21 protein-coding genes are annotated in these 19,809 nt (G+C 64.0%); 11 read left to right on the plus strand and 10 right to left on the minus strand.

Going from position 1 to position 19,809, the window contains the following annotated elements; translation table 11 throughout:
* Positions 1-136: 136 nt before the first annotated feature.
* From FB598_RS10450 to FB598_RS10470, 5 genes are all read right to left on the minus strand, one after another.
* Positions 137-745: a GNAT family N-acetyltransferase gene (locus tag FB598_RS10450; protein ID WP_141914739.1), complete on the minus strand. Its 609-nt coding sequence runs from the start codon at positions 743-745 to the stop codon at positions 137-139.
* Positions 720-1,244 carry an FUSC family protein gene (locus FB598_RS10455; protein WP_141914738.1) on the minus strand — a complete coding sequence of 175 codons (525 nt, stop codon included), beginning with the start codon at positions 1,242-1,244 and terminating at the stop codon, positions 720-722. The genes FB598_RS10450 and FB598_RS10455 overlap by 26 nt, the downstream gene beginning before the upstream one ends.
* Before the next feature lie 72 nt (positions 1,245-1,316).
* Complete coding sequence (locus tag FB598_RS10460; protein ID WP_141914737.1) at positions 1,317-1,703, minus strand: DUF1090 domain-containing protein; 387 nt, start codon at positions 1,701-1,703, stop codon at positions 1,317-1,319.
* 158 nt (positions 1,704-1,861) lie between these two features.
* Positions 1,862-3,772 carry a molecular chaperone HtpG gene (gene htpG / locus FB598_RS10465; protein WP_141914736.1) on the minus strand — a complete coding sequence of 637 codons (1,911 nt, stop codon included), beginning with the start codon at positions 3,770-3,772 and terminating at the stop codon, positions 1,862-1,864.
* A gap of 126 nt (positions 3,773-3,898) precedes the next feature.
* Positions 3,899-5,425: a PLP-dependent aminotransferase family protein gene (locus tag FB598_RS10470; RefSeq protein WP_141914735.1), complete on the minus strand. Its 1,527-nt coding sequence runs from the start codon at positions 5,423-5,425 to the stop codon at positions 3,899-3,901.
* A gap of 151 nt (positions 5,426-5,576) precedes the next feature.
* Between FB598_RS10470 and FB598_RS10475 the strand changes: the two genes are divergently transcribed.
* The 7 genes from FB598_RS10475 to FB598_RS10505 all read left to right on the plus strand — a co-directional run bounded on the left by FB598_RS10475 (position 5,577) and on the right by FB598_RS10505 (position 10,883).
* Complete coding sequence (locus tag FB598_RS10475; RefSeq protein ID WP_141914734.1) at positions 5,577-6,617, plus strand: threonine dehydratase; 1,041 nt, start codon at positions 5,577-5,579, stop codon at positions 6,615-6,617.
* Positions 6,614-6,976: a DUF2917 domain-containing protein gene (locus FB598_RS10480; RefSeq protein ID WP_141914733.1), complete on the plus strand. Its 363-nt coding sequence runs from the start codon at positions 6,614-6,616 to the stop codon at positions 6,974-6,976. The genes FB598_RS10475 and FB598_RS10480 overlap by 4 nt, the downstream gene beginning before the upstream one ends.
* Position 6,977: 1 nt before the next feature.
* The gene (locus FB598_RS10485) at positions 6,978-7,574 is read left to right on the plus strand and encodes a LysE family translocator (protein WP_141914732.1); all 597 of its coding nucleotides are present in this window, start codon (positions 6,978-6,980) and stop codon (positions 7,572-7,574) included.
* A gap of 33 nt (positions 7,575-7,607) precedes the next feature.
* Entirely contained in the window at positions 7,608-8,528 is a 921-nt protein-coding gene (locus FB598_RS10490) for a DMT family transporter (RefSeq protein WP_141914731.1), read from the plus strand.
* Positions 8,529-8,724: 196 nt separating this feature from the next.
* The gene (locus tag FB598_RS10495; RefSeq protein ID WP_141914730.1) at positions 8,725-9,183 is read left to right on the plus strand and encodes a RidA family protein; all 459 of its coding nucleotides are present in this window, start codon (positions 8,725-8,727) and stop codon (positions 9,181-9,183) included.
* A gap of 163 nt (positions 9,184-9,346) precedes the next feature.
* Positions 9,347-10,543 (plus strand): PLP-dependent aminotransferase family protein, encoded by a 1,197-nt coding sequence (locus FB598_RS10500; protein ID WP_141914729.1) that lies wholly within the window; start codon positions 9,347-9,349, stop codon positions 10,541-10,543.
* Positions 10,544-10,553: 10 nt separating this feature from the next.
* A complete protein-coding gene (locus FB598_RS10505) occupies positions 10,554-10,883 on the plus strand; it encodes a DHCW motif cupin fold protein (RefSeq protein WP_141914728.1) in 330 nt (109 codons plus the stop codon).
* Positions 10,884-11,188: 305 nt separating this feature from the next.
* On the opposite strand, the gene FB598_RS10510 is transcribed toward FB598_RS10505, so the two are convergent.
* The gene (locus FB598_RS10510) at positions 11,189-12,331 is read right to left on the minus strand and encodes an MBL fold metallo-hydrolase (RefSeq protein WP_141914727.1); all 1,143 of its coding nucleotides are present in this window, start codon (positions 12,329-12,331) and stop codon (positions 11,189-11,191) included.
* Positions 12,332-12,638: 307 nt separating this feature from the next.
* Complete coding sequence (locus tag FB598_RS10515) at positions 12,639-13,022, minus strand: tautomerase family protein (RefSeq protein ID WP_141914726.1); 384 nt, start codon at positions 13,020-13,022, stop codon at positions 12,639-12,641.
* Between the two features lie 190 nt (positions 13,023-13,212).
* Between FB598_RS10515 and FB598_RS10520 the strand changes: the two genes are divergently transcribed.
* The gene (locus FB598_RS10520; protein WP_141914725.1) at positions 13,213-14,058 is read left to right on the plus strand and encodes a LysR family transcriptional regulator; all 846 of its coding nucleotides are present in this window, start codon (positions 13,213-13,215) and stop codon (positions 14,056-14,058) included.
* 15 nt (positions 14,059-14,073) lie between these two features.
* On the opposite strand, the gene FB598_RS10525 is transcribed toward FB598_RS10520, so the two are convergent.
* Together FB598_RS10525 and FB598_RS10530 are read right to left on the minus strand one after the other, a co-directional pair.
* Positions 14,074-14,526 (minus strand): carboxymuconolactone decarboxylase family protein, encoded by a 453-nt coding sequence (locus tag FB598_RS10525; protein ID WP_141914724.1) that lies wholly within the window; start codon positions 14,524-14,526, stop codon positions 14,074-14,076.
* Between the two features lie 106 nt (positions 14,527-14,632).
* Positions 14,633-16,084, minus strand: a complete 1,452-nt coding sequence (locus FB598_RS10530) for a PLP-dependent aminotransferase family protein (protein WP_141914723.1) — start codon at positions 16,082-16,084, stop codon at positions 14,633-14,635.
* A gap of 129 nt (positions 16,085-16,213) precedes the next feature.
* On the opposite strand from FB598_RS10530, the gene FB598_RS10535 reads away from it, so the two are divergent.
* The 3 genes from FB598_RS10535 to FB598_RS10545 all read left to right on the plus strand — a co-directional run bounded on the left by FB598_RS10535 (position 16,214) and on the right by FB598_RS10545 (position 17,918).
* On the plus strand, positions 16,214-16,699 hold the full coding sequence (locus FB598_RS10535) for a GNAT family N-acetyltransferase (protein ID WP_141914722.1): 486 nt from the start codon (positions 16,214-16,216) through the stop codon (positions 16,697-16,699).
* On the plus strand, positions 16,696-17,313 hold the full coding sequence (locus FB598_RS10540; RefSeq protein ID WP_141914721.1) for an FMN-dependent NADH-azoreductase: 618 nt from the start codon (positions 16,696-16,698) through the stop codon (positions 17,311-17,313). Before FB598_RS10535 ends, FB598_RS10540 begins: the two co-directional genes overlap by 4 nt.
* 149 nt (positions 17,314-17,462) lie before the next feature.
* A complete protein-coding gene (locus FB598_RS10545) occupies positions 17,463-17,918 on the plus strand; it encodes an Hsp20 family protein (RefSeq protein ID WP_141914720.1) in 456 nt (151 codons plus the stop codon).
* 172 nt (positions 17,919-18,090) lie between these two features.
* On the opposite strand, the gene FB598_RS10550 is transcribed toward FB598_RS10545, so the two are convergent.
* On the minus strand, positions 18,091-19,791 hold the full coding sequence (locus tag FB598_RS10550) for a ShlB/FhaC/HecB family hemolysin secretion/activation protein (protein ID WP_183405741.1): 1,701 nt from the start codon (positions 19,789-19,791) through the stop codon (positions 18,091-18,093).
* Positions 19,792-19,809: the final 18 nt, after the last annotated feature.

Consider the following 19,809-nt stretch of genomic DNA (forward strand, 5'->3'; position numbering starts at 1 on the left):
ATCGAAGGGCAGGCAAGGCCGCTGATGCTGGCGCGCTGGCTTCGATACGGCCCGAACGGGCTCGGTGATGAGTGGTTCAGAATGAGCTTTAACTGAACGACATCAGGACTTCGGTCCTGCTTTTTTCGTCCATTGTTCAGGTGTCGCCGATCGCGCCGCCATGCTTTTCGCGCTCCATCCATTGCGCGCGCGAGATCCGGTACAGGCGGTGCTGGCGCAGCGGGTGTTGCGCGGGCAGGCGCGGATGCGGGAAGTCTTCGCGCACATCGCAGTGCATGCCCAGCCGGCGCATGACCGCCAGCGAATTGAGGTTGGCGGGGACGGTGAAGGCGACGATTTCCGGCAGCGCCAGGGTATGGAAGCCGTAACGCAGGGCGCAGGCGGCCGCTTCGGTGGCATAGCCTTGCCCCCACATCGACGACGCCAGGCGCCAGGCTATTTCCACCGCCGGCGTGAAGTGGGCCTCGAAAGACACGTTGAGCAGGCCGACAACGCCCGCGAATTCGCTGATGCCCGGGATTTCCACTACCCACGGCCCGAAGCCGTATCGGTCGAAATGCACCTGGATGTGGTCGGCCAGCGCATCGCTGTCATCGCGCGCAAGCGGCGCGGGGAAGTGCTTCATGACCAGCGGATCGGCATTGATCGCGGCAAAAGGGGCGCGGTCGCCGGCGCGCCAGGGGCGCAGCAGCACCCGCGCACCCCGCAGCAATGCCGGGTCAGGCAGCGGGCGGCGCTTCGTCATGCTGTTGCCGGCGCTTGACCAGCCAGATATAGAGCACGGTTTGCAGCAGCGCCATCGTGCTGCCGACGATCACTTCTCCCACGCGCATGAAGGCCAGGTGCAGTTCCTCGTGCAAGCCGCTGCCGGTGAAGGCCGCCGACAGCAGGATCACCACCGTCGCCGGCCCCAGGCGCCAGTTGCTGGGATAGTTTTGCAGCAGCATCGCCACCACCACGGCGGCCGTCAGCGCCACCAGCATCGCCAGGAAGGTGGGGCCGAAAATGACCAGCGCGATACAGGAGACCACGCAGCCGGAAATGGTGTTGATCAGCCGGGCGCGGAAGTTGGCCTTGGCCACCGTCATATCGGGCTCGGTGACAATGATCAGCGAAATCATCGCCCAGTAGGGTTCCTGGATGCCGAGCGCGCGCAGCCCGTACCACAGGATCAGGCAGCCCGAGAGGATCTTGACCAGATAGACCAGGGCGTTCTTGCGCGGATTGATGAAGTTGAATTCCATGGTGCAGTTGCCAGGCATGCCGCCATACGGCGATGGCGTGCGCGGCTGCGCGTGGTTCAGCCGTTGTCAGTATTATTGCGAGAGTTTGTCGCGCGCGTCTTTCAGTTCCGCCTCGGCATCGTGCAGCTTCTTTTCCTGCTGGGCGATTTTCTTCGGCTTGCCCTTGGCTTTGGCCTTGTCCAGGTCGGCCTGGCGGGCTGCGACTTTGTCTTCCTTCTTCTTCACGTCGGCTTCGCGTTCGCGGCGCAAGCCTTCGTCGGTGCAGTTCGCTTCCAACTGCTGTTGGGCGATCTTCAGTTTAGCTTCCTGCGCCTTGTTGCCGTGCGCGCGCGCCTGTTCGAGCTGGGCCTGGACATCGGCCTTCTTGGCGGCGCAGCCGGTCAGGGCTTGCGCCGACACATGGCCGGCGGCAGCCAGGCCGACGATCAGGGAAAGCGACAAGGCGGGAAGTTTTTTCATGGAGGTCTCCGGATAATGGGGCGAAAGGGAAATGCCGTCCTACTGTATAGCGCATGCGTTGCCGAGGCAACCTGTGAAGGTTGCGTGCGGGAGAATGCGTCCAACCGACGAAAACGGCGGCCCGGGGGCCGCCGTTTCATGATGCCGGTATGGCGGGATTACTTCGATGCCATTCCCAGCAACATATCGTTCAAGCGCTTGACGAATCCCGACGGATCGCCCAGCGCGCCGCCTTCGGCCAGCAGGGCCTGGTCGAACAGCAGGTGCGACCAGTCGTCGAACCTGGCCTCTTCATACTTCAGGCGCTGCACCAGCGGGTGGTCCGGGTTGATTTCCAGGGTCGGCTTGGACTCCGGCGCGTTCTGGCCGGCCGCCTTGAGCATGCGCACCAGGTTGCCCGACAGTTCGTTCTCGTCGGCCACCAGGCAGGCCGGCGAATCGGTCAGGCGGAAGGTTACGCGCACGTCCTTGGCCTTGTCGGCCAGTACGGTCTTCATCTTCTCGACCAGTTCCTTGTAGTCGGCCTGGGTTTCTTCATGCTGCTTCTTCTCGGCTTCGTTTTCCAGCTTGCCGAGGTCGAGGCCGCCCTTGGCCACGGAAGCCAGTTCCTTGCCGTCGAAGTCCTGCAGGAAGGACAGCATCCACTCGTCCACGCGGTCGGTCAGCAACAGCACTTCCACTCCCTTCTTGCGGAAGATTTCCAGGTGCGGGCTGTTCCTGGCGGCCTGGTGGTTTTCGGCGGTGACGTAGTAGATCTTGTCCTGGCCTTCCTTCATGCGGCCGATGTAGTCGGCCAAGGAAGTGTTCTGGACATCGCTGTCATTGTGGGTGGAGGCAAAGCGCAGCAGCCTGGCGATGCGTTCCTTGTTGGCGGCGTCTTCGCCGATGCCTTCCTTGAGCACCTGGCCGAATTCGGTCCAGAAGCCGGCGTACTTGTCCTTCTGCGCCTGTTCGTCGCTGTTGGCCAGTTCTTCCAGCAGGCTCAGCACGCGCTTGGTCGAGCCTTCGCGGATGGCGCGCACGTCGCGCGACTCCTGCAGGATCTCGCGCGACACGTTCAGAGGCAGGTCGGCCGAATCGATCACGCCCTTGACGAAGCGCAGGTAGACCGGCATCAACTGCTCGGCGTCATCCATGATGAACACGCGCTTGACGTACAGCTTGATGCCGCCGCGCTTGTTGCGATCCCACATGTCGAACGGCGCGCGCGCCGGGATGTACAGCAGCTGGGTATATTCGCTGCGGCCTTCCACACGGTTGTGGGTATAGGCCAGCGGGGCGCCGAAGTCGTGCGAGATGTGCTTGTAGAACTCTTCGTACTGCTCGGGCGTGATGTCGGACTTGCTGCGGGTCCACAGGGCGCTGGCCTGGTTGACGGTTTCCAGTTCGTCCTTCTGGACGGTTTCCTTCTTCTCCTCGTCCCATTCCTCCTTGTGCATCAGGATGGGCAGCGAGATATGGTCGGAATACTTGCGGATGATCGATTTCAATTGCCAGGCGGAAAGGAACTCGTCTTCGCCTTCGCGCAAATGCAGGATGATGTCGGTGCCGCGGTTGGGCTTGTCGATCGCTTCTATCGAGAAGTCGCCCGCGCCTTCGGATTCCCAGCGTACGCCTTCATCGGCCGGGGTGCCGGCGCGGCGGGTCTCGACCGTGATGCGGTCGGCGATGATGAAGCCGGAGTAGAAGCCCACGCCGAACTGGCCGATCAGGGCCGCATCCTTCTGCTGGTCGCCGGAGAGCCGGGAGAAGAATTCCTTGGTGCCGGACTTGGCGATGGTGCCCAGGTGCGAGATCGCCTCGTCGCGGTTCATGCCGATGCCGTTGTCCGAGATCGTGATGGTGCGGGCGGCCTGGTCGAAGCTGACCTTGATCTTCAGTTCGGGGTCGTTTTCGAACAGGGCGGCGTTGTTGATGGCTTCGAAGCGCAGCTTGTCGGCAGCGTCGGAAGCGTTGGAGATCAGCTCGCGCAGGAAGATTTCCTTGTTGGAATACAGCGAGTGGATCATCAGTTGGAGCAATTGCTTGACTTCAGCCTGAAAGCCCATGGTCTGTTTTTCGGATGCCATGTTTCTTTATTTCCTTGTGATTAAAGCAAGTGGTTAGGGGAAGACAATCTTAACGGGGGCAGATATAGGGCGGGAAATGCGGTTTTCAACCGCATTTTCATGGATTTTTTGCATTCGTGGCGGGCGTCAGCGCCCCAGTTCGTGCTCCAGGAAACGCCAGATGCCCGGATCGGCCATGCTGGCCACATTGATGCGCATGCGCGTGGAGGGCAACTGGCTGGGCGAGAACAGGCTGCCCGGCGCCAGCAGGAAGCCTTGCTCCATCGCCTTCTCGGTCAGCACGTTGGTGTCGCAGTGCGTCTCCACCCACAGGAACATGCCGCAGGGCGGCGGTTCGCCCACATCCATGCCCAGTTTTTCGAGCTGGCGCACGACCTTGTCGCGGGTACTGTTCAAGCGTGCGCGCAGGCGTTCGGCATGCTTGCGGTAATGCCCTTCGGACAGGATCTTGTAGGCCACGCGCTCGCCGATCTCGCTGGTGGTCAGGGTCGACAGCATCTTGCGGTCGGCCAGGTGCCGCGCCAGTTCGGCCGAGGTGGCGATGAAGCCCACCCGCAGGTTGGCCGACAGGGTCTTGGAAAATCCCCCCAGGTAGATCACCCGGTGCAACTGGTCCAGCGCGGCGATGCGGGTGGCCGGCTGGACCGAGGAGCCGGGATGCATGTCGCAGTAGATATCGTCCTCGACGATGGTGAAGTCGTGCTCCTCGGCGATGCGCAAGACCTGGAACGCCTTGGCGGCCGACATCGAGGTCGAGGTAGGATTGTGCAGCACCGAATTGATCACGTACAGCTTGGGCTTATGCAGCGCCGCCAGCTCGGATAGCTTGGCGATGTCGGGCCCATCGGCCAGGCGCGGGATGCCGACTACCTTGGCGCCGAGCGCGGCGAAGGAGCCGAACATCAGGAACCAGGCCGGGTCGTCGACGAAGATCACATCGCCGGGACGCAGGAAATGGCGCGCGACGGTATCCAGCGCCTGCGTCACGCCCGCGGTCATGACGATTTGTTCGGGGCTGGCGGCGATTTCATGTTCGGCCAGTTTCAATTGCAATTGCTGGCGCAGCGGCAGGAAGCCTTGCGGCGTGCCGTAGCCCAGCAGCAGCGACTGGTTCTCGCGGCTGACGGCGCGCAGGGCGTTGGCGATCAGTTCCCCGTCCAGCCAGTCTGCCGGCAGCAGCCCGCCGCCCGGCATCTTTTGCGGCGGCATCTGGCGAAACATGTTGCGCACCAGCCAGACCACATCCAGCGCGCCTTCCGCATTCTCCTGGGCAATGGCCGCGCGCGGCGCGGCGGCGCTGAAATTGCCATGCATCGGGCCCACCGGCGAGCGCTCCCGCACGTAGAAACCGGAGCCGCGGCGCGACTCCAGGAAACCCTGCGCCACCAGCCGGTCGTAGGCTTCCACGACGGTAAAGCGCGAGACCTCGTGGGTGTCGGCGAACTGGCGGATCGAAGGCATGCGGGCGCCGGTGCGCAACAGCTTGTCGTCGATGCGCGAGCGGATGCCGCGCACGATCTGCTCCACCAGCGAGTCCCCGCTTTCGCGCGACAGCAAGGGCCAGCCGGGGGCGAGCGCGGCTTCGTTGCTGCCGGCATTGGCGGCCGGGGATGGCGGGGAAAGCAAGTTGGAGCGTTTCACTGTATTGGTCATTTTGCCGTGACAATATCCGGAGTTATTTGCTTAAGTGTATCGGTGCTGTACTGGTATTGTCGATTACGATGGCTTCCAATGCAAGGCTGATCGAAAGCAACACGGGAGCCTTGTCCAGCCATGCCACACGCCATTGCCAAGGAGACACGCCATGACCCACGCCGCCAACGAACTGCTGCCCAGCCGCGCCGAGATCGAGCAGGCAGCCCAGGTCGTCTATGGCGCGATGGCGCCGACGCCGCAATTGTCATGGCCGCTGCTGAACCAGGCGCTGGGCGCCCAGGTGTGGGTCAAGCACGAGAACCATGCGCCGACCGGCGCCTTCAAGGTGCGCGGCGGCATGGTCTACCTCGACAAGCTGGTGCGCGAACAGCCGCAAGTGCGCGGCGTGATTTCCGCCACGCGCGGCAACCACGGCCAGTCGGTCGGGCTGGCGGCCAGCCGTTTCGGCCTGCAGGCCACCATCGTCGTCCCGCAGGGCAACAGCCGCGAAAAGAACGCCGCCATGCGCGCCTTGGGCGTCGCGCTGGTCGAGCATGGCAGCGAGTTCCAGGAAAGCCGCGAACATGCCCAGCAACTGGCGCGCGAGCAGCAACTGCACATGATCCCGTCGTTCCACCGCGACCTGGTGGCCGGCGTGTCGACCTACTGGATGGAGCTGATGGCCGCCCAGCCGGAGCTGGACGTGGTGCTGGTGCCGATCGGCCAGGGCTCGGGCATGTGCGGCGCGGTGGCCGCGCGCAATGCGCTGGGGCGCAAGACGCGTGTGATCGGCGTGGTGTCGGCGCATGCGCTGGCGTACAAGCTGTCGTTCGAACAGGGAATAAAGGTCGAGTCGCCGGTGTCGACCCGCATCGCCGACGGCGTCGCCTGCCGCGTGCCTGATGAAGCTTCGCTGGCGGTGCTGCGGGCCGAGGTCGATGAAGTGATCGCCGTCACCGACGACGAAGTGATGGATGCCATGAAGATGTTCTTCATCGCCACCCACAACGTGGCCGAAGGCGCCGGCGCCTGTGCGCTGGCGGCCGCGCTGCAGATCCGTGCGCGCCTGCAGGGGCGCAAGGTCGGCGTGACGCTGTCGGGCGGCAATGTCGACCACGATGTGTTCGCCCGCGTGCTGATGCGGGAAGCCGCAACCGATGTGCATGCGATGGCGCAGGTGTTGCCATTGCGGCAGCGGAGGACGGCATGAACCGGCACGGCAATCGCACGCCGTCCCAATGGCTGCTGCAGCGCCGCCAGGTGCGCGCCACGCGGGTGGCGCAGGTGTGCACGCTGGAGGTGAGCCACGGCCGCGTGTGGGTCACGCAGGAAGGCCGCGCCGACGATTTCTGGCTGGAGTCGGGCCACAGCATGGTGCTGTTGCCGGGCGCGCTGGTGGTGATCGAGGCCGACCATATGTCCAGCCTGCGCATCGAACCGGTGCTGATGCAAACCGCGCGGGCCTGGCTGCACCTGTGCTGTGCCGGCGCGCGCGGACTGGCGGCGGCCCTGGGCGGCAAGTTCCGGCATAACGCATCGACCTTGCTGGGCAACGGGGAGGGGCGCTGACATGGACATGTTCCTGCCGTTGATGTCGTTCGCCTTCGTCTCGTCGATCACGCCGGGGCCCAACAACATCATGCTGACGTCGTCGGGCATCTGGTTCGGTTTCCAGCGTTCGGTGCCGCACATGCTGGGCATCACGTTCGGCTTCGGCGGACTGCTGGCCTTATGCGCATTCGGTATAGGCGCGCTGGTGATCGCCGTGCCGGGACTGACCTTCATCCTCAAGCTGCTGGGCTCGGCCTATCTGCTGTATCTCGCCTGGCAATTGCGCAACATGCGCGCGGCCGGCGGCGCGGGCACGGCGGTCCGGCCGATGTCGTTCTGGGGCGCGGCAGCGTTCCAGTTTGCCAATCCCAAGGCCTGGGTGATGGCCATTACCGGCGCATCGGCCTTCATGCCGATGCTGCATAACTATCCCGTGGGATTGGCGATCCTGCTTTACTGCCTGATTTTCTGCGCCATCAACCTGCCGTGCATTTCGGTATGGGCTGCTGCGGGCGCGGTGCTGCGGCGCTATCTCGACCAGCCGCTGTGGCGCACCGTGTTCGCGGCGACGATGGTGCTGCTGACGCTGTATTCGGCGCTGGCGATCTGGTTCTGAGCGGCAATCACCCATCGGAGAAGAGGCAAACACATGCAAGCGCAGAGCAACAGCGGCGGCGCGAAGCCGGCGGCGCCATCGGCAACGGGAAGCGAATCCAGGGGCATGTGGCTGGGGCTGGTCGGCGTGGCTATTTTCAGCCTGACGCTGCCGTTCACGCGCATCGCGGTGGCCGAACTCAACCCGGCCTTCATCGCTTTCGGGCGCGCGGTGGTGGCCGGCCTGTGCTCGCTGGCGCTGCTGGCCTGGATCAAGGCGCCGCGCCCGAATGCGCAGCAACTGCGGGGGCTGGTCATCACGGCGCTGGGCGTGGTGGTGGGCTTTCCCCTGTTTTCTTCGATAGCGATGCGCTATGTGCCGGCCTCGCATGGCGCCGTGGTGGTGGGGCTGCTGCCGCTGGCCACCGCCTTGTTCGGCGCGCTGCGTTTCGGCGAGCGTCCTTCGGCCGGGTTCTGGCTGGCGGCGCTGGCCGGCTCCGGCATCGTGATCGCCTTCGCGCTGCGCGCAGGCGGGGGCAGTTTCCACCTGGCCGATTTCGCCTTGTTCGCGGCGGTGGTGACGGCGGCCATGGGCTATGCCGAAGGCGGCCGCCTTTCCCAATCGATGGGAGGGCAGCAGGTGATTGCCTGGGCGCTGGTGATCTCGCTGCCGGTGATGACGCCGGTGTCGCTGTGGCTGGGCTGGCAATACGGCGTGGCGGCGTCGCCGGCGTCATGGGTCGCGTTCGCCTATGTCTCGCTGTTCTCGATGTTTATCGGATTTTTCTTCTGGTACAAGGGCCTGGCCCTGGGCGGCATCGCCCGTGTCGGGCAAGTGCAATTGTTGCAACCCGTCATGACCCTGCTGGGCGCCGCCGTCATTGCCGGCGAGACGCTGGATGCGAGCAATATGCTGTTCGCGCTGGCCGTGATCGCCGTGGTGGCCATCGGGCGGCGCATGGCGGTAAGGCAATAGCCTCGCCCTGGCCGAGCCGGGGCGTGCATTGCGGGGGCGTGCATTGCGGGGGCGTGCATTGCGAGTCGCCGTGACGCGCAATTGTCGGGCTAAAACCCCGGATATTTGAGATAATCGTGGTCTTATTTTTTCTTAATACGCAGAGCACGTGCGGCCTACCGGCAGGCATGGTGCGATGCAAAACAAGGAGTGCCGCATGTCCGTTTATGAAAAGCTGAAAGCACTGAACATCGAACTGCCTGCCGTGGCGACCCCGGCGGCGGCTTATGTGATGTATGCGCAAACCGGCAACACCGTTTTCCTCTCGGGCCACCTGGCCAAGAAGGACGGTCGTGTGTGGGTCGGACAGCTGGGACGCGACATCGGCACCGAAGATGCGAAACAGGCGGCACGCGCAGTGGCGATCGATCTGATCGCCACCCTGCAGGCGGCTTGCGGCGGCGACCTCACCCGGGTCAAGCGCATTGTCAAACTGATGAGCCTGGTCAACTCGACCGGCGAATTCATCGAACACCACCTGGTGACCAACGGCGCCTCCGAACTGATCGGTGAGGTCTTCGGCGAGGCGGGCAAGCATGCCCGTTCCGCCTTCGGCGTGGCGCAGCTGCCCATGGGCGCCTGCGTCGAGATCGAAATGATCGCCGAGATCGCCTGATCCGGCGCAACGATCGTTCATGCAGCAACCTGCTCCGGCATGAGAATCCGGACAGGTCGTTGACCCACCAGGTGGAACCCTGGACAGAACCAGCGACCGGGCCTGACATCGGCCCATCATTTTTTGCCGCGGCCGGTCGCCATCACATCACAGTAGAAACATCATGAAACTCGAAAATCCCGCTCCGCTGCAATGGCAGTTTTCCGACCGCGCCACCAAGATGCAAAGCTCGGCCATCCGCGAAATCCTGAAGGTGACGATGCGTCCCGACATCACCTCCTTCGCCGGCGGCCTGCCGTCGCCGCTGACCTTCCCGGTGGAACAGATGAAGGCCGCGTTCGACCGCGTGCTGTCGCAGCAAGGCAAGGTTGCCCTGCAATACGGCCCCACCGACGGCTACCTGCCGCTGCGCGAATGGATCGCCGGTTCGCTCTCCACCGACGGCGCCCAGATCCTGCCGGAGCAGGTGCTGATGGTCTCCGGCTCGCAGCAAGGCCTGGACCTGCTGGGCAAGGTGCTGGTCGATGAAGGCAGCAAGGTGCTGGTCGAGACTCCCAGCTACCTGGGCGCGCTGCAAGCCTTCGCGCTGTACGGCGCCAAGTTCGAATCGGTCCCCAGCGATGAGAACGGCCTGAAGCCCGAGTCCATCGAAGCCATCGCCGACGGCGCCCGCATGCTGTATTCGCTGCCCAACTTCCAGAACCCCACCGGCCGCACGCTGCCGACCGAACGCCGCATCAAGCTGGTCGAGACCTGTGCGCGCCTGGGCCTGCCGCTGATCGAGGACGATCCGTACGGCGCCCTGAGCTACCGCAATCCGCCGCTGCCCAAGATGCTGTCGATGAACCCGTCGGGCGTGATCTACATGGGTTCCTTCTCCAAGGTGCTGACGCCCGGCATCCGCCTGGGCTACGTGGTCGCTCCGCGCCCGCTGATCCTGAAGATGGAACAGGCCAAGCAAGCCACCGACCTGCACACCGCGCAACTGACCCAGATGGTGGTGTACGAGGCGATCAAGGACGGCTTCCTGGACCAGCACGTGCCGACCATCCGCAAGCTCTACGGCGACCAGTGCCAGGCCATGCTGGACGCGCTGCAGCAGTACTTCCCGGCCGGCTGCTCGTGGAGCAAGCCGGAAGGCGGCATGTTCGTCTGGGTGACGCTGCCCAAGCACATCGACACCGGCGCGCTGTTGAACGAAGCCGTCGAGCAAGAGAAGGTCGCCTTCGTGCCGGGCGCGCCGTTCTTCGCCAACACCCCGGAGAAGAACACCATGCGCCTGTCCTTCGTCACCGTGCCGCCGGAACAGATCCGCGCCGGCGTGGAACGCCTGGGCAAGCTGATCGCCTCCAAGCTGTAAGCGGCGGCCGATGAAAATCGACAACCTGCCGTTCGGCACCACCGACTGGAGCAAGATCGAGCCGACCGAGCATCCCGGCGTCACCGGCAAGGCCTTCTGGCGCACGTGCAAGTTCGGCGACGTCCGGGTACGCATGGTGGAGTACACGCCCGGCTACCTGGCCGACCATTGGTGCGTGAAGGGCCACTTCCTGCTGTGCCTGGAAGGCGAACTGCACACCGAGCTTGAGGACGGCCGCACCTTCGTCCTCAAGCCGGGCATGAGCTACCAGGTGGCGGACAACGCCGAGCCGCATCGGTCGTCCACCGAGGTTGGCGCCAGGCTGTTTATCGTCGACTGAATATCGTCGATCGGGTTTGTTGGCGGCATTCGAAAAACCGCATCGGACGAAAAATGCCGTTCAGTTAAACGCTGAACGGCATTTTTGTTTGTGGAGGCTTGTGGAGGTTTGTGGAATCCAGACCCCGTTCGCCCTGAGTAGCTGCGCAGCAGCGTATCGAAGGGCAGGCAAGACTGCTAACGCTGGCACGTTGGCTTCGATACGGCCCTGGCGGGCCTACTCAGCCCGAACGGACTCGGTGATGAGTGCTTCAGAATTAGCCTTAACTGAACGGCATTAGCGTCCAACAACGCGGTGCTTTTTCGTCAAGGCTCCAGCTTCAGCGTTTCGCCATGCTTGAGCGTGATGAACTGGTCGGCCGGGAGATGCGCTTCCTTCAGCGCCTCGGCCAGTTTTTGCGGCGGCTCGTCCAGCGGCTCGTCGGCCAGTTCGAAGGTCCCCCAATGAATGCCGATGGAGCGCTTGGCGCGCACGTCCTCATGAATCAAGACCGCCTGGGCCGGATCGACGTGCTGGTTCTGCATGAACCAGCGCGGCGCATAGGCGCCGATGGGAATGAGCGCCAGGTCGAAGCCGCCGAAGCGTTCGCCGATGTCGCGGAAATCCCCGGAGTAGCCGGTGTCGCCGGCGAAGTACATCGAATACGGCTCGCTTGGTTCGGCCGCCGGCGCGTCGCTGGTCGCCGGCGCCTTCAGGTTCTGGAACACCCAGCCGCCCCATAGCGTTTCAGAGCGGTCGAACAGGCCGCGCGCCGACCAGTGCGCGGCCGGGACGAAATAGATGTCCAGGCTGCCCAGCGACAGCTTGTCCCACCAGTCCATCTCGCGCACATTGGTGATGCCGATGCCGTTCATCCAGTCGCGCACGCCCAGCGGCACCAGGAACAGCGGCGGGCCGCCCGGTTGCAGGTTCAATTGCTCGACGCTGGCGCGATCCAGATGGTCGTAGTGGTTGTGCGAGATCACCACCACGTCGATGTGCGGCAACTCGGCAATCTGCACCGGCAGCGGCGCCTTGCGTTTGGGGCCGATGAAAGAGAAGGGCGAGGCGCGTTCGGAAAACATCGGGTCGGTCAGCACGTTGCGCCCGCCAATCTGCAGCAGCGCCGTGGCGTGGCCGATCCAGGTCACGCTGGGCGCCTGGCGGTTGGCCTTGAGCCAGGCCAGGTCGGGCTTGGCCAGCGGGAACTGGTAATCGTTGGCCGGCGGCTTGGGCAAGCCTGCGGTGATGCGTTCCCACTGCCACTTCCAGAACGAGGGGCGCGGCGGTTGCGGATAGTTGTTGCGGAAACCGGTTTCGGTACGGTTCGATTTGCCGGGATCGTAATACTTGTTGGAGGAAGAGCAGCCGGCCAGTGCGGTGGCCAGCGCCAGGGCGGCAATGATGGCCAGTCGGAACCGATGTGCGGGCTTGGAAGAATGGTCGTGCTGCAGCGGAGTTTGCGGCATGGAAAAGGCGCGGGCGGGATGGCGCGATCAATATCGATAGCAGATATCCTATCAGTTCAAGCTTATCCGGGCGCAGTGCAAAAAAGCCAGCGACCAGGGTAATGCCGTTCAGTTAAGCCGAAATTTCCCCGTCGCCCTGACGAAGGTCAGGGCCCGGCGTCGCTCAGCGACCGTTGATACACAACGAAAGACACCGGATCCCGGCCTTCGCCGGGATGACGATTTGCAGATGGAAGACTTGCCTGAACGTATTACGGCAACCGGAGCATGATGCCTGTAGTGACCGGCTTGTATCATGGGCAGGCGCTTACATCACATACTGCGCCAGGCCGTGGCCGAAGGACCAGTTGCCCTTGTCGCCTTCGACCAGGCTGATCATCACGTCCTCCGGCCGCACGCCGGGATCTTTCCCCAGCCTTTCCACGATGCGCGCGAACAGCGTGTTCTTCTGCGCCTGCGTGCGGGTATTGCTGACGGTCAGCTGGATCAGCACGAAACCGTCCGAACGTTCTATGCCCATGTAATTGCGGCTGAATACCAGTTCTTCCGGATCATGCTCGGTCAGCACCATGAAGCGGTCTTCTTCCGGCACGTTGAAGGTTTCGCGCAGCGCCTGGTAGATGTTGTCCAGGATGGCGGCGCGGTAGGCGCGCGGCTTGCCGCGCAGCAGGGATACTCGGACCAGGGGCATGACGATCTCCTTTTCAGATTTACCGATTTTCAGATGACGGGATGGCAAGTGGGGGCCAGCGGCCGGCGGACATGGGCGCTGTCTACGGGCCGATGAAAAGCATGCTACGCTCCGTCAATCATTTGTAAAATAACTTATTAAGTATTTCAATGATTTTATTTTTAAATCATTGGAAGGCAGAAGGAACCCCATGGAACGACCGCTCGACCTCGACGCCGTACAGGCCTTCGTCCTGGTGGCCGACCTGCAAAGCTTCACGCGCGCGGCGGAAGCGCTGGACAGCACGCAGTCGGCCGTCAGCCTCAAACTCAAGAAATTGGAACAGCGGCTGGCGCGCCGCCTGATGGAGCGTACCCCGCGTCTGGTGCGGCTGTCGGCCGACGGCCAGGCGTTCCTGCCGGCCGCGCGCGAACTGCTGGCCGCGCATGAGCGCGCGCTGGGCAAGCTGGCGCAGGGCGCGGCGCGTTTTTCGGTGGGCATCAGCGACCACGTGGCCGGCAGCGGCTTCGCCAAGGTGCTGGCCCAGGTCAACGGCTACGACCCGGGCGTGGTGATCGAGGCCCGGATCGCTTCCTCGCGCGAGCTCATGCAGCAATACGAGCGCGGCGAACTGGACGCGGCCATCGTGCGGCGCGAGCCGCAGGACGTCGGCGGAGAGCTGTTGATGGAAGAGCGCCTGGGCTGGTTCGCCGCCCCGCAAAGCAATTGCTGGTCGGGCGATGTCTTGCGGGTGGCCACGTTCTCGTCGTCATGCCGTATCCGCGAACTCTCGATTTCCCGGCTCGACGATGCCGGCATTCCGTGGGTGGAGGTGTTCGTGGGCGGCGGCATCCAGGCGGTGGGGGCTGCGGTCACAGCCGGGCTGGCGATGTCGGCGCTGCTGTACCGCACGGCGCCGGCCGGCGCCATCGACGTTGGCGCCCAGCTGGGCTTGCCGCTGCTGCCGCTGGCGCAGGTGATGCTGCATTCGCGGCTCAAGCAGGCGCGCACGCGCGAAGCGCTGCGCACCCTGGCGGCCGCGTTGAAAGCGGCCTGATCCTTCCGAGCCGGTTCAGGCCTTGGCTGCTTGCGGCGCCATGCGGCCGGAGATGGCCATGCGGTTGAGCGCATTCATCAGCGCGATGGCGATGGTCAGCTCGGAGAATTCCTTTTCGTTGAAATGGGCGGCGGCGGCTTGGTAGTCCGCGTCCGGCGCGGCGGTTTCGCCGATGCGGGTGACCACCTCGGCCCAGGCCAGCGCCGCCTGTTCGCGCGGCGAGAACAACGTCCCGGCCTCATGCCAGACCGGCACCAGCACCAGCTTGTCGACTGTCATGCCGCTCTTGAGCAGGTCGCGCGAATGCTTGTCGATGCAATAGGCGCAGCCGTTGATGAGCGACACGCGCAGGAACACCAGCTCCACCAGCTCGGCCGGCAGGCTGCAATCTTTCAGGTAATTGTTGGCGGCCAGCAGATGGTTGTAGGGTTCGGTGGCATTCTTGTACATGTCGATGCGCTTGCTCATGGCGGGACCTTTTCCTTGGTGTGATGGAGAGCCGCCATGATGCCGGCGCATGGCCCAGTCGGGAAGTGCCAAGAATCACTATTTCATATAGTCCATGAATGGCTTGTCAGAGCAGCGCAAGGATGCGCTTGGCCAGGTGCTGTGCTTGCCGCTGCGATGCGATATTGGTGAAACTCAGCATCAGCATCGGCGGCAGGCCCGGTCGGGTTTCCAGCACGCATTCGGACAGCGCGCGGCTGAACATGCCATCGGCGCGCATGCGTTCGGCCAGGGCGCGGTCGGAGCGGCGGCCGCGCAGGCGCAGCAGAAGGTGCATGCCGCCGGGCTGGGCCTCGACCTGCATGTACTTGCCCAACACCGCATCCAGCCCGGCGGCCGCCAGTTCGCGCCGTTCGCTGTAGAGGCGCCGCATGCGCTGGATGTGGCGGGCGAAATGCCCTTCGGCCATGAAGGCGGCGACGATGCCTTGCGTGAGCGCCGGGCTGCCGCCGGAGAAGCAGCGCGCGGTCTGCTCGAAGCGCGCCGCCTGCGACACCGGCGCCACCAGGTAGGCCAGCCGTATCGCCGGGAACAGCACCTTGCTGAAGGTGCCCGCATACAGCACGCGGTCGTCCCGGTCCAGGCTCTTCAAGGCTGGCAGCGGCCGGCTGACGTAGCGGTATTCGCCATCGTAATCATCCTCCACGATCCAGGCCTGATGACGCGAAGCCCAGTCCAGCAGTTCGATGCGCCGCTGCAGCGACAGCGTCACGCACAGCGGGCTGTGGTGGGCCGGCGTCACCACAGCGGCCCGCGCGCGCGGCGCCAGTTCAAGCCCGGAGCGTACTTGCAATCCCTCATGGTCGACCGGTATGCCTGCCAGCGTCATGCCGGCCTCGCGCAACAAGGCACCGGCGGGTGGATAGCCGGGATCTTCCACCCAGACCTGGTCGCCGGGCTGGAGCAAGGCGCGCGCGGCAAGGTCGAGCGAATCGCGGTAGCCGGCGGTGACGAAGACCTGCGCCGGCGAGCACACGATACCGCGCGACAGTTGCAGGTAGCGCGCGATCTCCACCCGCAGCACGTCCAGGCCGGCCGGCGGCGGATACAGCATGTCGGCCGGCTGGGTGGCGCGCACCGCACGCGCCGCCAGGCGTGCCCAGATCTTGCGCGGAAAGGCATCCAGCGCCGGCACGCCCATCTGGAAGGGGCGCAGCGCCGGGGCCGGAGCAGTGCCGCGCACGGCTGGCGCGGAATCATCGGGGGCAATGGAGGTGGGCAGGGCGGGTGCGGCGCCGGCGGTCACCGGGAGGGCCTTCAGCCCGCTTGCCACCACGGTGCCCGCCTGGCCGCGCGCTTCGATATAGCCTTCCGCCGCCAGCAATGAATAGGCGCTTTCCACCGTGCCGCGCGCCAGCCCCAGTTCGGCTGCCAGCGCCCGCGCCGAAGGAATGCGGTCGCCCGGTTCCAGCAGGCCGTCAGCCATGGCCGAGCGCAGGCGGGTGTAGATCTGGCGGTAATAGGGCTCGCCGGCAGCCGGGTTGAGCTGGAGGAAGTCATGCGTGGCGGTGGATTTCATGGCCCAGTTCGAATGTCGTTTCTTGGCACTGCCGATTATGCCATCCGAAAACTAAGATGGCGCCATTGCAGATCCAGGTATCCATACATCCACATATCCACACATCCAAAGAAAGCACTGAGAGGAACCATGAGCAAACGCCTGCAGGAACTGGCAAAAACACAATGGCGCATCGCCGACTCCGCGTTGCGCCATGCCGACGCCGACGATGAGCGGCGCGCCTGCTACGCCGTCATGCGCGAGCTGCGCCCGCATCTCGACAGCGAAGACGCGTTCATCGAACGCATCGGCCGCGCTGCCGACGAAAGCTATCGCATCTTGGCCGCCTGGGAAGGCGGCCAGGTCATGGCGCTGGCCGGTTACCGTTTCCAGGAGAACCTGGTGTACGGCAAGTTCCTCTATGTCGACGACCTTGTGAGCGCAGAACACGCGCGCGGCAAGCGCTGGGGCGAGCGTTTGCTCAAGGCGCTGGAGGCGGTCGCGGCGCAAGCCGGCTGCGCGCGCCTGGTGCTGGATACCGGCATGGCCAACGCGCTGGCGCAGCGCTTCTACTTCCGCCAGGGCCTGCTGACGGGAGCCATGCGTTTCGGCAAGGCCATCGGAGGCGCGGCATGAAGATCCTGCATATCTCGGCCAGCCCGAAGAGGGAAGGCTCCAGCAGCTGGTGGCTGTCGCAGCAGATTGTCGGGCGCCTGGCGCAGCGCGCGGGCCATGCCGCCGTCACGGTGCGCGACCTGTACGCGGACCCCATCGCCCACGTCGACGATGCCTACGCCGAAGCGCTGGGTTCGCCCGTCGGCAAGACGGATGAAGGCGCCGCCGGCGGCGCGCTGGGAATGTCGGAACAGCTGATCCGGGAGCTGGAGCTGGCCGACAGCGTGGTGATCGGCACGCCCATGCATAACTACACCGTGCCGTCCGCGTTGAAAGCCTGGATCGACCACGTGGTACGCGTGCGCCGCACCTTCGCCATCACGCCTGACGGCAAGGCCGGCTTGCTGCGCGACAAGCCGGTGTATGTCGGCATTGCCGCCGGCGGCAGGTTTTCCGGGCCATCGGCGCGCCAGGCGGATTTCCTCACGCCTTATCTGAAAGCGGTACTGGCCACCATCGGTTTGCATGACTTGCGGTTCTACAGCATGGAAGGCCTGGCCCAGGGCCCGGACGTTGTCGCCGCCGAACGGAAACGGATGGAACTGGTGCTGGGCGCGGCATTTTCAAGGGCCTGAGGCAATAAAAATATCGGTGAAAAATTCCTTGAAAAGCAAAAAGCGCGTCCCTAGATTCGGGAAGAGCCTGTTACGTTAAACAGGTTCCAGCAGATGCTCAAACGCGAGGTCTGCAACAAAAACATCGCTTACTTTGAAAGGATAGTTTTATGCGTACTTTTGACTTCTCCCCCTTGTACCGTACCGCAATCGGCTTCGATCGCCTGGCCCAGATGTTCGACAACGCCCAGCGCGCCGATCAGCCCAGTTACCCGCCGTACAACATCGAATTGGTGGCCGAAGACAAATACCGGATCACGATGGCCGTCGCCGGCTTTGCCCGCAGCGAAATCGAGATCGAAACCGAGAATGAAGCCCTGAAGATCGTGGGCCGCAAGCAGAAGGAAGACCGGCAAGTCAACTTCCTCCACCGCGGCATCGCCGCCCGCGATTTCGAGCAGCGCTTCCAACTGGCCAACCACATCAAGGTGGTCGGCGCGAGCATGGAAAACGGTTTGCTCAACATCGAACTGGTGCGCGAGATCCCGGAAGCGTTGAAGCCGCGCAAGATCGAGATCGGCGCTGCGGAAGACAGCGTCCAGCGCCTGGAGCGCGCTGCCGCCTGAACTGGCTCATCGCTGGCCGATGCCCAGTTGCAGAGTGCAGTAGGGCAAGTAGTGCAGTAGATGTAGCAGCACAGAAATAGTCGTAGTCATGGGAGGCCCGCGCAAGCGGGCCTCTTTTTTTGTGCCGGTTTTTGCGCCGGTTTATCCCGCTTGTCTCTGCCATCCCGCCGGCTCAGAACGTCCACAGCAGGCTGAAGCCACCGGTGACGCTGGCGGTGGTGAACCCTTCCGGCCTGACCAATGGCGTGGCAAGGAAAATATCGTACGACAGCTTGTAGACGGCGCCGCGCAGGCCCAGCGCCGTGCCGGTCAGGCGCTGCCCGGTCAGGAACTGGGCGGAGGGGCCGGCGACCGCGCCGGTATCCACGCCAAGGTATAACTCCTGGCCGCTCTGTCCCAGGCCCAGGGCGATTTCATTGCGCAGGAACCAGCCGCGCTCGGCCTGCAAGGTCAGGTCGCCATCGAAGCCCCGCACCGTATACCGCCCGCCGATGGAGAACTGGTCTTGCGGCGGCAGCGCTCCCCGGTTCCATTGGGCGCGTGCCGTGCCCGCGTAGCGCAAGGCCGCCGGGCCTAATTGGAACGGCACATTCAGCGAGGCATCGGCCAGGAATAATCCATAGCGGGTGCCGATCTGCGGCAGGTCGAATTCATTGACGGGTTCCGCGCCTTGCCGATCGAGGGAGCGCCGGTAGGCAAGGGTGGCATCGGCGGTGGCGTCGCCGATGAATTCGCGATGATTGATGCCGGCTTCCCAGGAAGTTGTGCGGCGTTGCTGTGGACCGATTTCGGTGTCGTCGATGGCGTTGTAGGACGTGCGCAGCAGGCCTTTCAGGTAGGTCGTGGTTTTGCGCACGCCATCGCGGTAGATCAGGCGGGAAAGCTTCAATTCGCTGGTTTCGGAACGGCCGCTGTAAATGAAATTCTCAAAGGCGCCGGCCACGGTCTGGTGATATTTGCTGCCCGACATGGTCGCAGAAAAAAGCCAGTAACCGAACGGCAGCGAATAATGCAAGGTGTAGCCATTGCTGCCTTCCTCGCCATAATGTCCCAGGCTGCGATTGACGCTTACGTAGAACAAATCGTTGAGCGTCCACCAGTTGTCATAAGCCAGCGTCAGCCCTGCCTGGTATTTCCCGGTTGCGCGCGAGCCGCCATCGTCCAGCGAGGCGGACAGCCGGAAGGGGAAAGCCTGCTGGTACTGGATCACCAGGTCGCTGTCGCCGGGCTGGGCATCCGCGCCTTCCGATGGCGTGATCTGGATGTCGGCTTGCGCGGTCGGCACGCGTTTGAAATTCTCCAGGCCTTGTTCGATATCGCGCAGATTGAGGATGTCGCCGGGATTGACCGGCAAGGCATTGCGCGCGGTGCCGCGCGGGTCGGCATCGGGCGCGAACCGTATGGCGCGCACCTTCCCGGGGAAGACGCTCAGCACCAGCCGCCCGCTGCGCAAATCTTGCGGCATCGCGACAATGCGCGTGGTGGTGTAGCCGCGCGCGATCACGGCATTTTGTACGCGCGCCAGCACAGTATTGACCCCCTTGCTGCCGAGACAGCGGCCGGATGCGCCATCCGGGCCGGTCACGCTGTCGAGCGCAAATCCGAAGCGCTCGGCAGCGGGACCTTCCAGCGTGACGGAAGAGACCAACTGGCATGGCTGCTCATGTTCCGGGAACACAGGCATCGTGCCTGCCGCTTCAGGCGGGGTAATGGGTTTTACATCAGGGCGAGTTTCCTGCTGTTGCCGCAGCACGCGCTCACGTTCGCGTTGCAATTGCTCCTGGTTGGCGGCGGTTTGCGCGAGCGCGGAGGCGCAGAGAAAGAAGGGCGAGGCTAACAGCGCAAGACGCGCGAGGGAAAGACGGGAAAGCATTTTTTAATTTTTATGCAA

The organism is Herbaspirillum sp. SJZ106, assembly GCF_006715495.1.
Classification (GTDB): Bacteria; Pseudomonadota; Gammaproteobacteria; order Burkholderiales; family Burkholderiaceae_D; genus Herbaspirillum.

Coding starts and splice junctions, on each gene's coding strand:
- FB598_RS10450 (WP_141914739.1), bottom strand. CDS start 745: ATGACGAAGCGCCGCCCGCTGCCTGACCCGGCATTGCTGCGGGGTGCG.
- FB598_RS10500 (WP_141914729.1), top strand. CDS start 9,347: ATGAAACTCGAAAATCCCGCTCCGCTGCAATGGCAGTTTTCCGACCGC.
- FB598_RS10485 (WP_141914732.1), top strand. CDS start 6,978: ATGGACATGTTCCTGCCGTTGATGTCGTTCGCCTTCGTCTCGTCGATC.
- FB598_RS10550 (WP_183405741.1), bottom strand. CDS start 19,791: ATGCTTTCCCGTCTTTCCCTCGCGCGTCTTGCGCTGTTAGCCTCGCCC.
- FB598_RS10530 (WP_141914723.1), bottom strand. CDS start 16,084: ATGAAATCCACCGCCACGCATGACTTCCTCCAGCTCAACCCGGCTGCC.
- FB598_RS10510 (WP_141914727.1), bottom strand. CDS start 12,331: ATGCCGCAAACTCCGCTGCAGCACGACCATTCTTCCAAGCCCGCACAT.
- FB598_RS10535 (WP_141914722.1), top strand. CDS start 16,214: ATGAGCAAACGCCTGCAGGAACTGGCAAAAACACAATGGCGCATCGCC.
- htpG (WP_141914736.1), bottom strand. CDS start 3,772: ATGGCATCCGAAAAACAGACCATGGGCTTTCAGGCTGAAGTCAAGCAA.
- FB598_RS10525 (WP_141914724.1), bottom strand. CDS start 14,526: ATGAGCAAGCGCATCGACATGTACAAGAATGCCACCGAACCCTACAAC.
- FB598_RS10455 (WP_141914738.1), bottom strand. CDS start 1,244: ATGGAATTCAACTTCATCAATCCGCGCAAGAACGCCCTGGTCTATCTG.
- FB598_RS10480 (WP_141914733.1), top strand. CDS start 6,614: ATGAACCGGCACGGCAATCGCACGCCGTCCCAATGGCTGCTGCAGCGC.
- FB598_RS10545 (WP_141914720.1), top strand. CDS start 17,463: ATGCGTACTTTTGACTTCTCCCCCTTGTACCGTACCGCAATCGGCTTC.
- FB598_RS10490 (WP_141914731.1), top strand. CDS start 7,608: ATGCAAGCGCAGAGCAACAGCGGCGGCGCGAAGCCGGCGGCGCCATCG.
- FB598_RS10540 (WP_141914721.1), top strand. CDS start 16,696: ATGAAGATCCTGCATATCTCGGCCAGCCCGAAGAGGGAAGGCTCCAGC.
- FB598_RS10505 (WP_141914728.1), top strand. CDS start 10,554: ATGAAAATCGACAACCTGCCGTTCGGCACCACCGACTGGAGCAAGATC.
- FB598_RS10495 (WP_141914730.1), top strand. CDS start 8,725: ATGTCCGTTTATGAAAAGCTGAAAGCACTGAACATCGAACTGCCTGCC.
- FB598_RS10460 (WP_141914737.1), bottom strand. CDS start 1,703: ATGAAAAAACTTCCCGCCTTGTCGCTTTCCCTGATCGTCGGCCTGGCT.
- FB598_RS10475 (WP_141914734.1), top strand. CDS start 5,577: ATGACCCACGCCGCCAACGAACTGCTGCCCAGCCGCGCCGAGATCGAG.
- FB598_RS10520 (WP_141914725.1), top strand. CDS start 13,213: ATGGAACGACCGCTCGACCTCGACGCCGTACAGGCCTTCGTCCTGGTG.
- FB598_RS10515 (WP_141914726.1), bottom strand. CDS start 13,022: ATGCCCCTGGTCCGAGTATCCCTGCTGCGCGGCAAGCCGCGCGCCTAC.
- FB598_RS10470 (WP_141914735.1), bottom strand. CDS start 5,425: ATGACCAATACAGTGAAACGCTCCAACTTGCTTTCCCCGCCATCCCCG.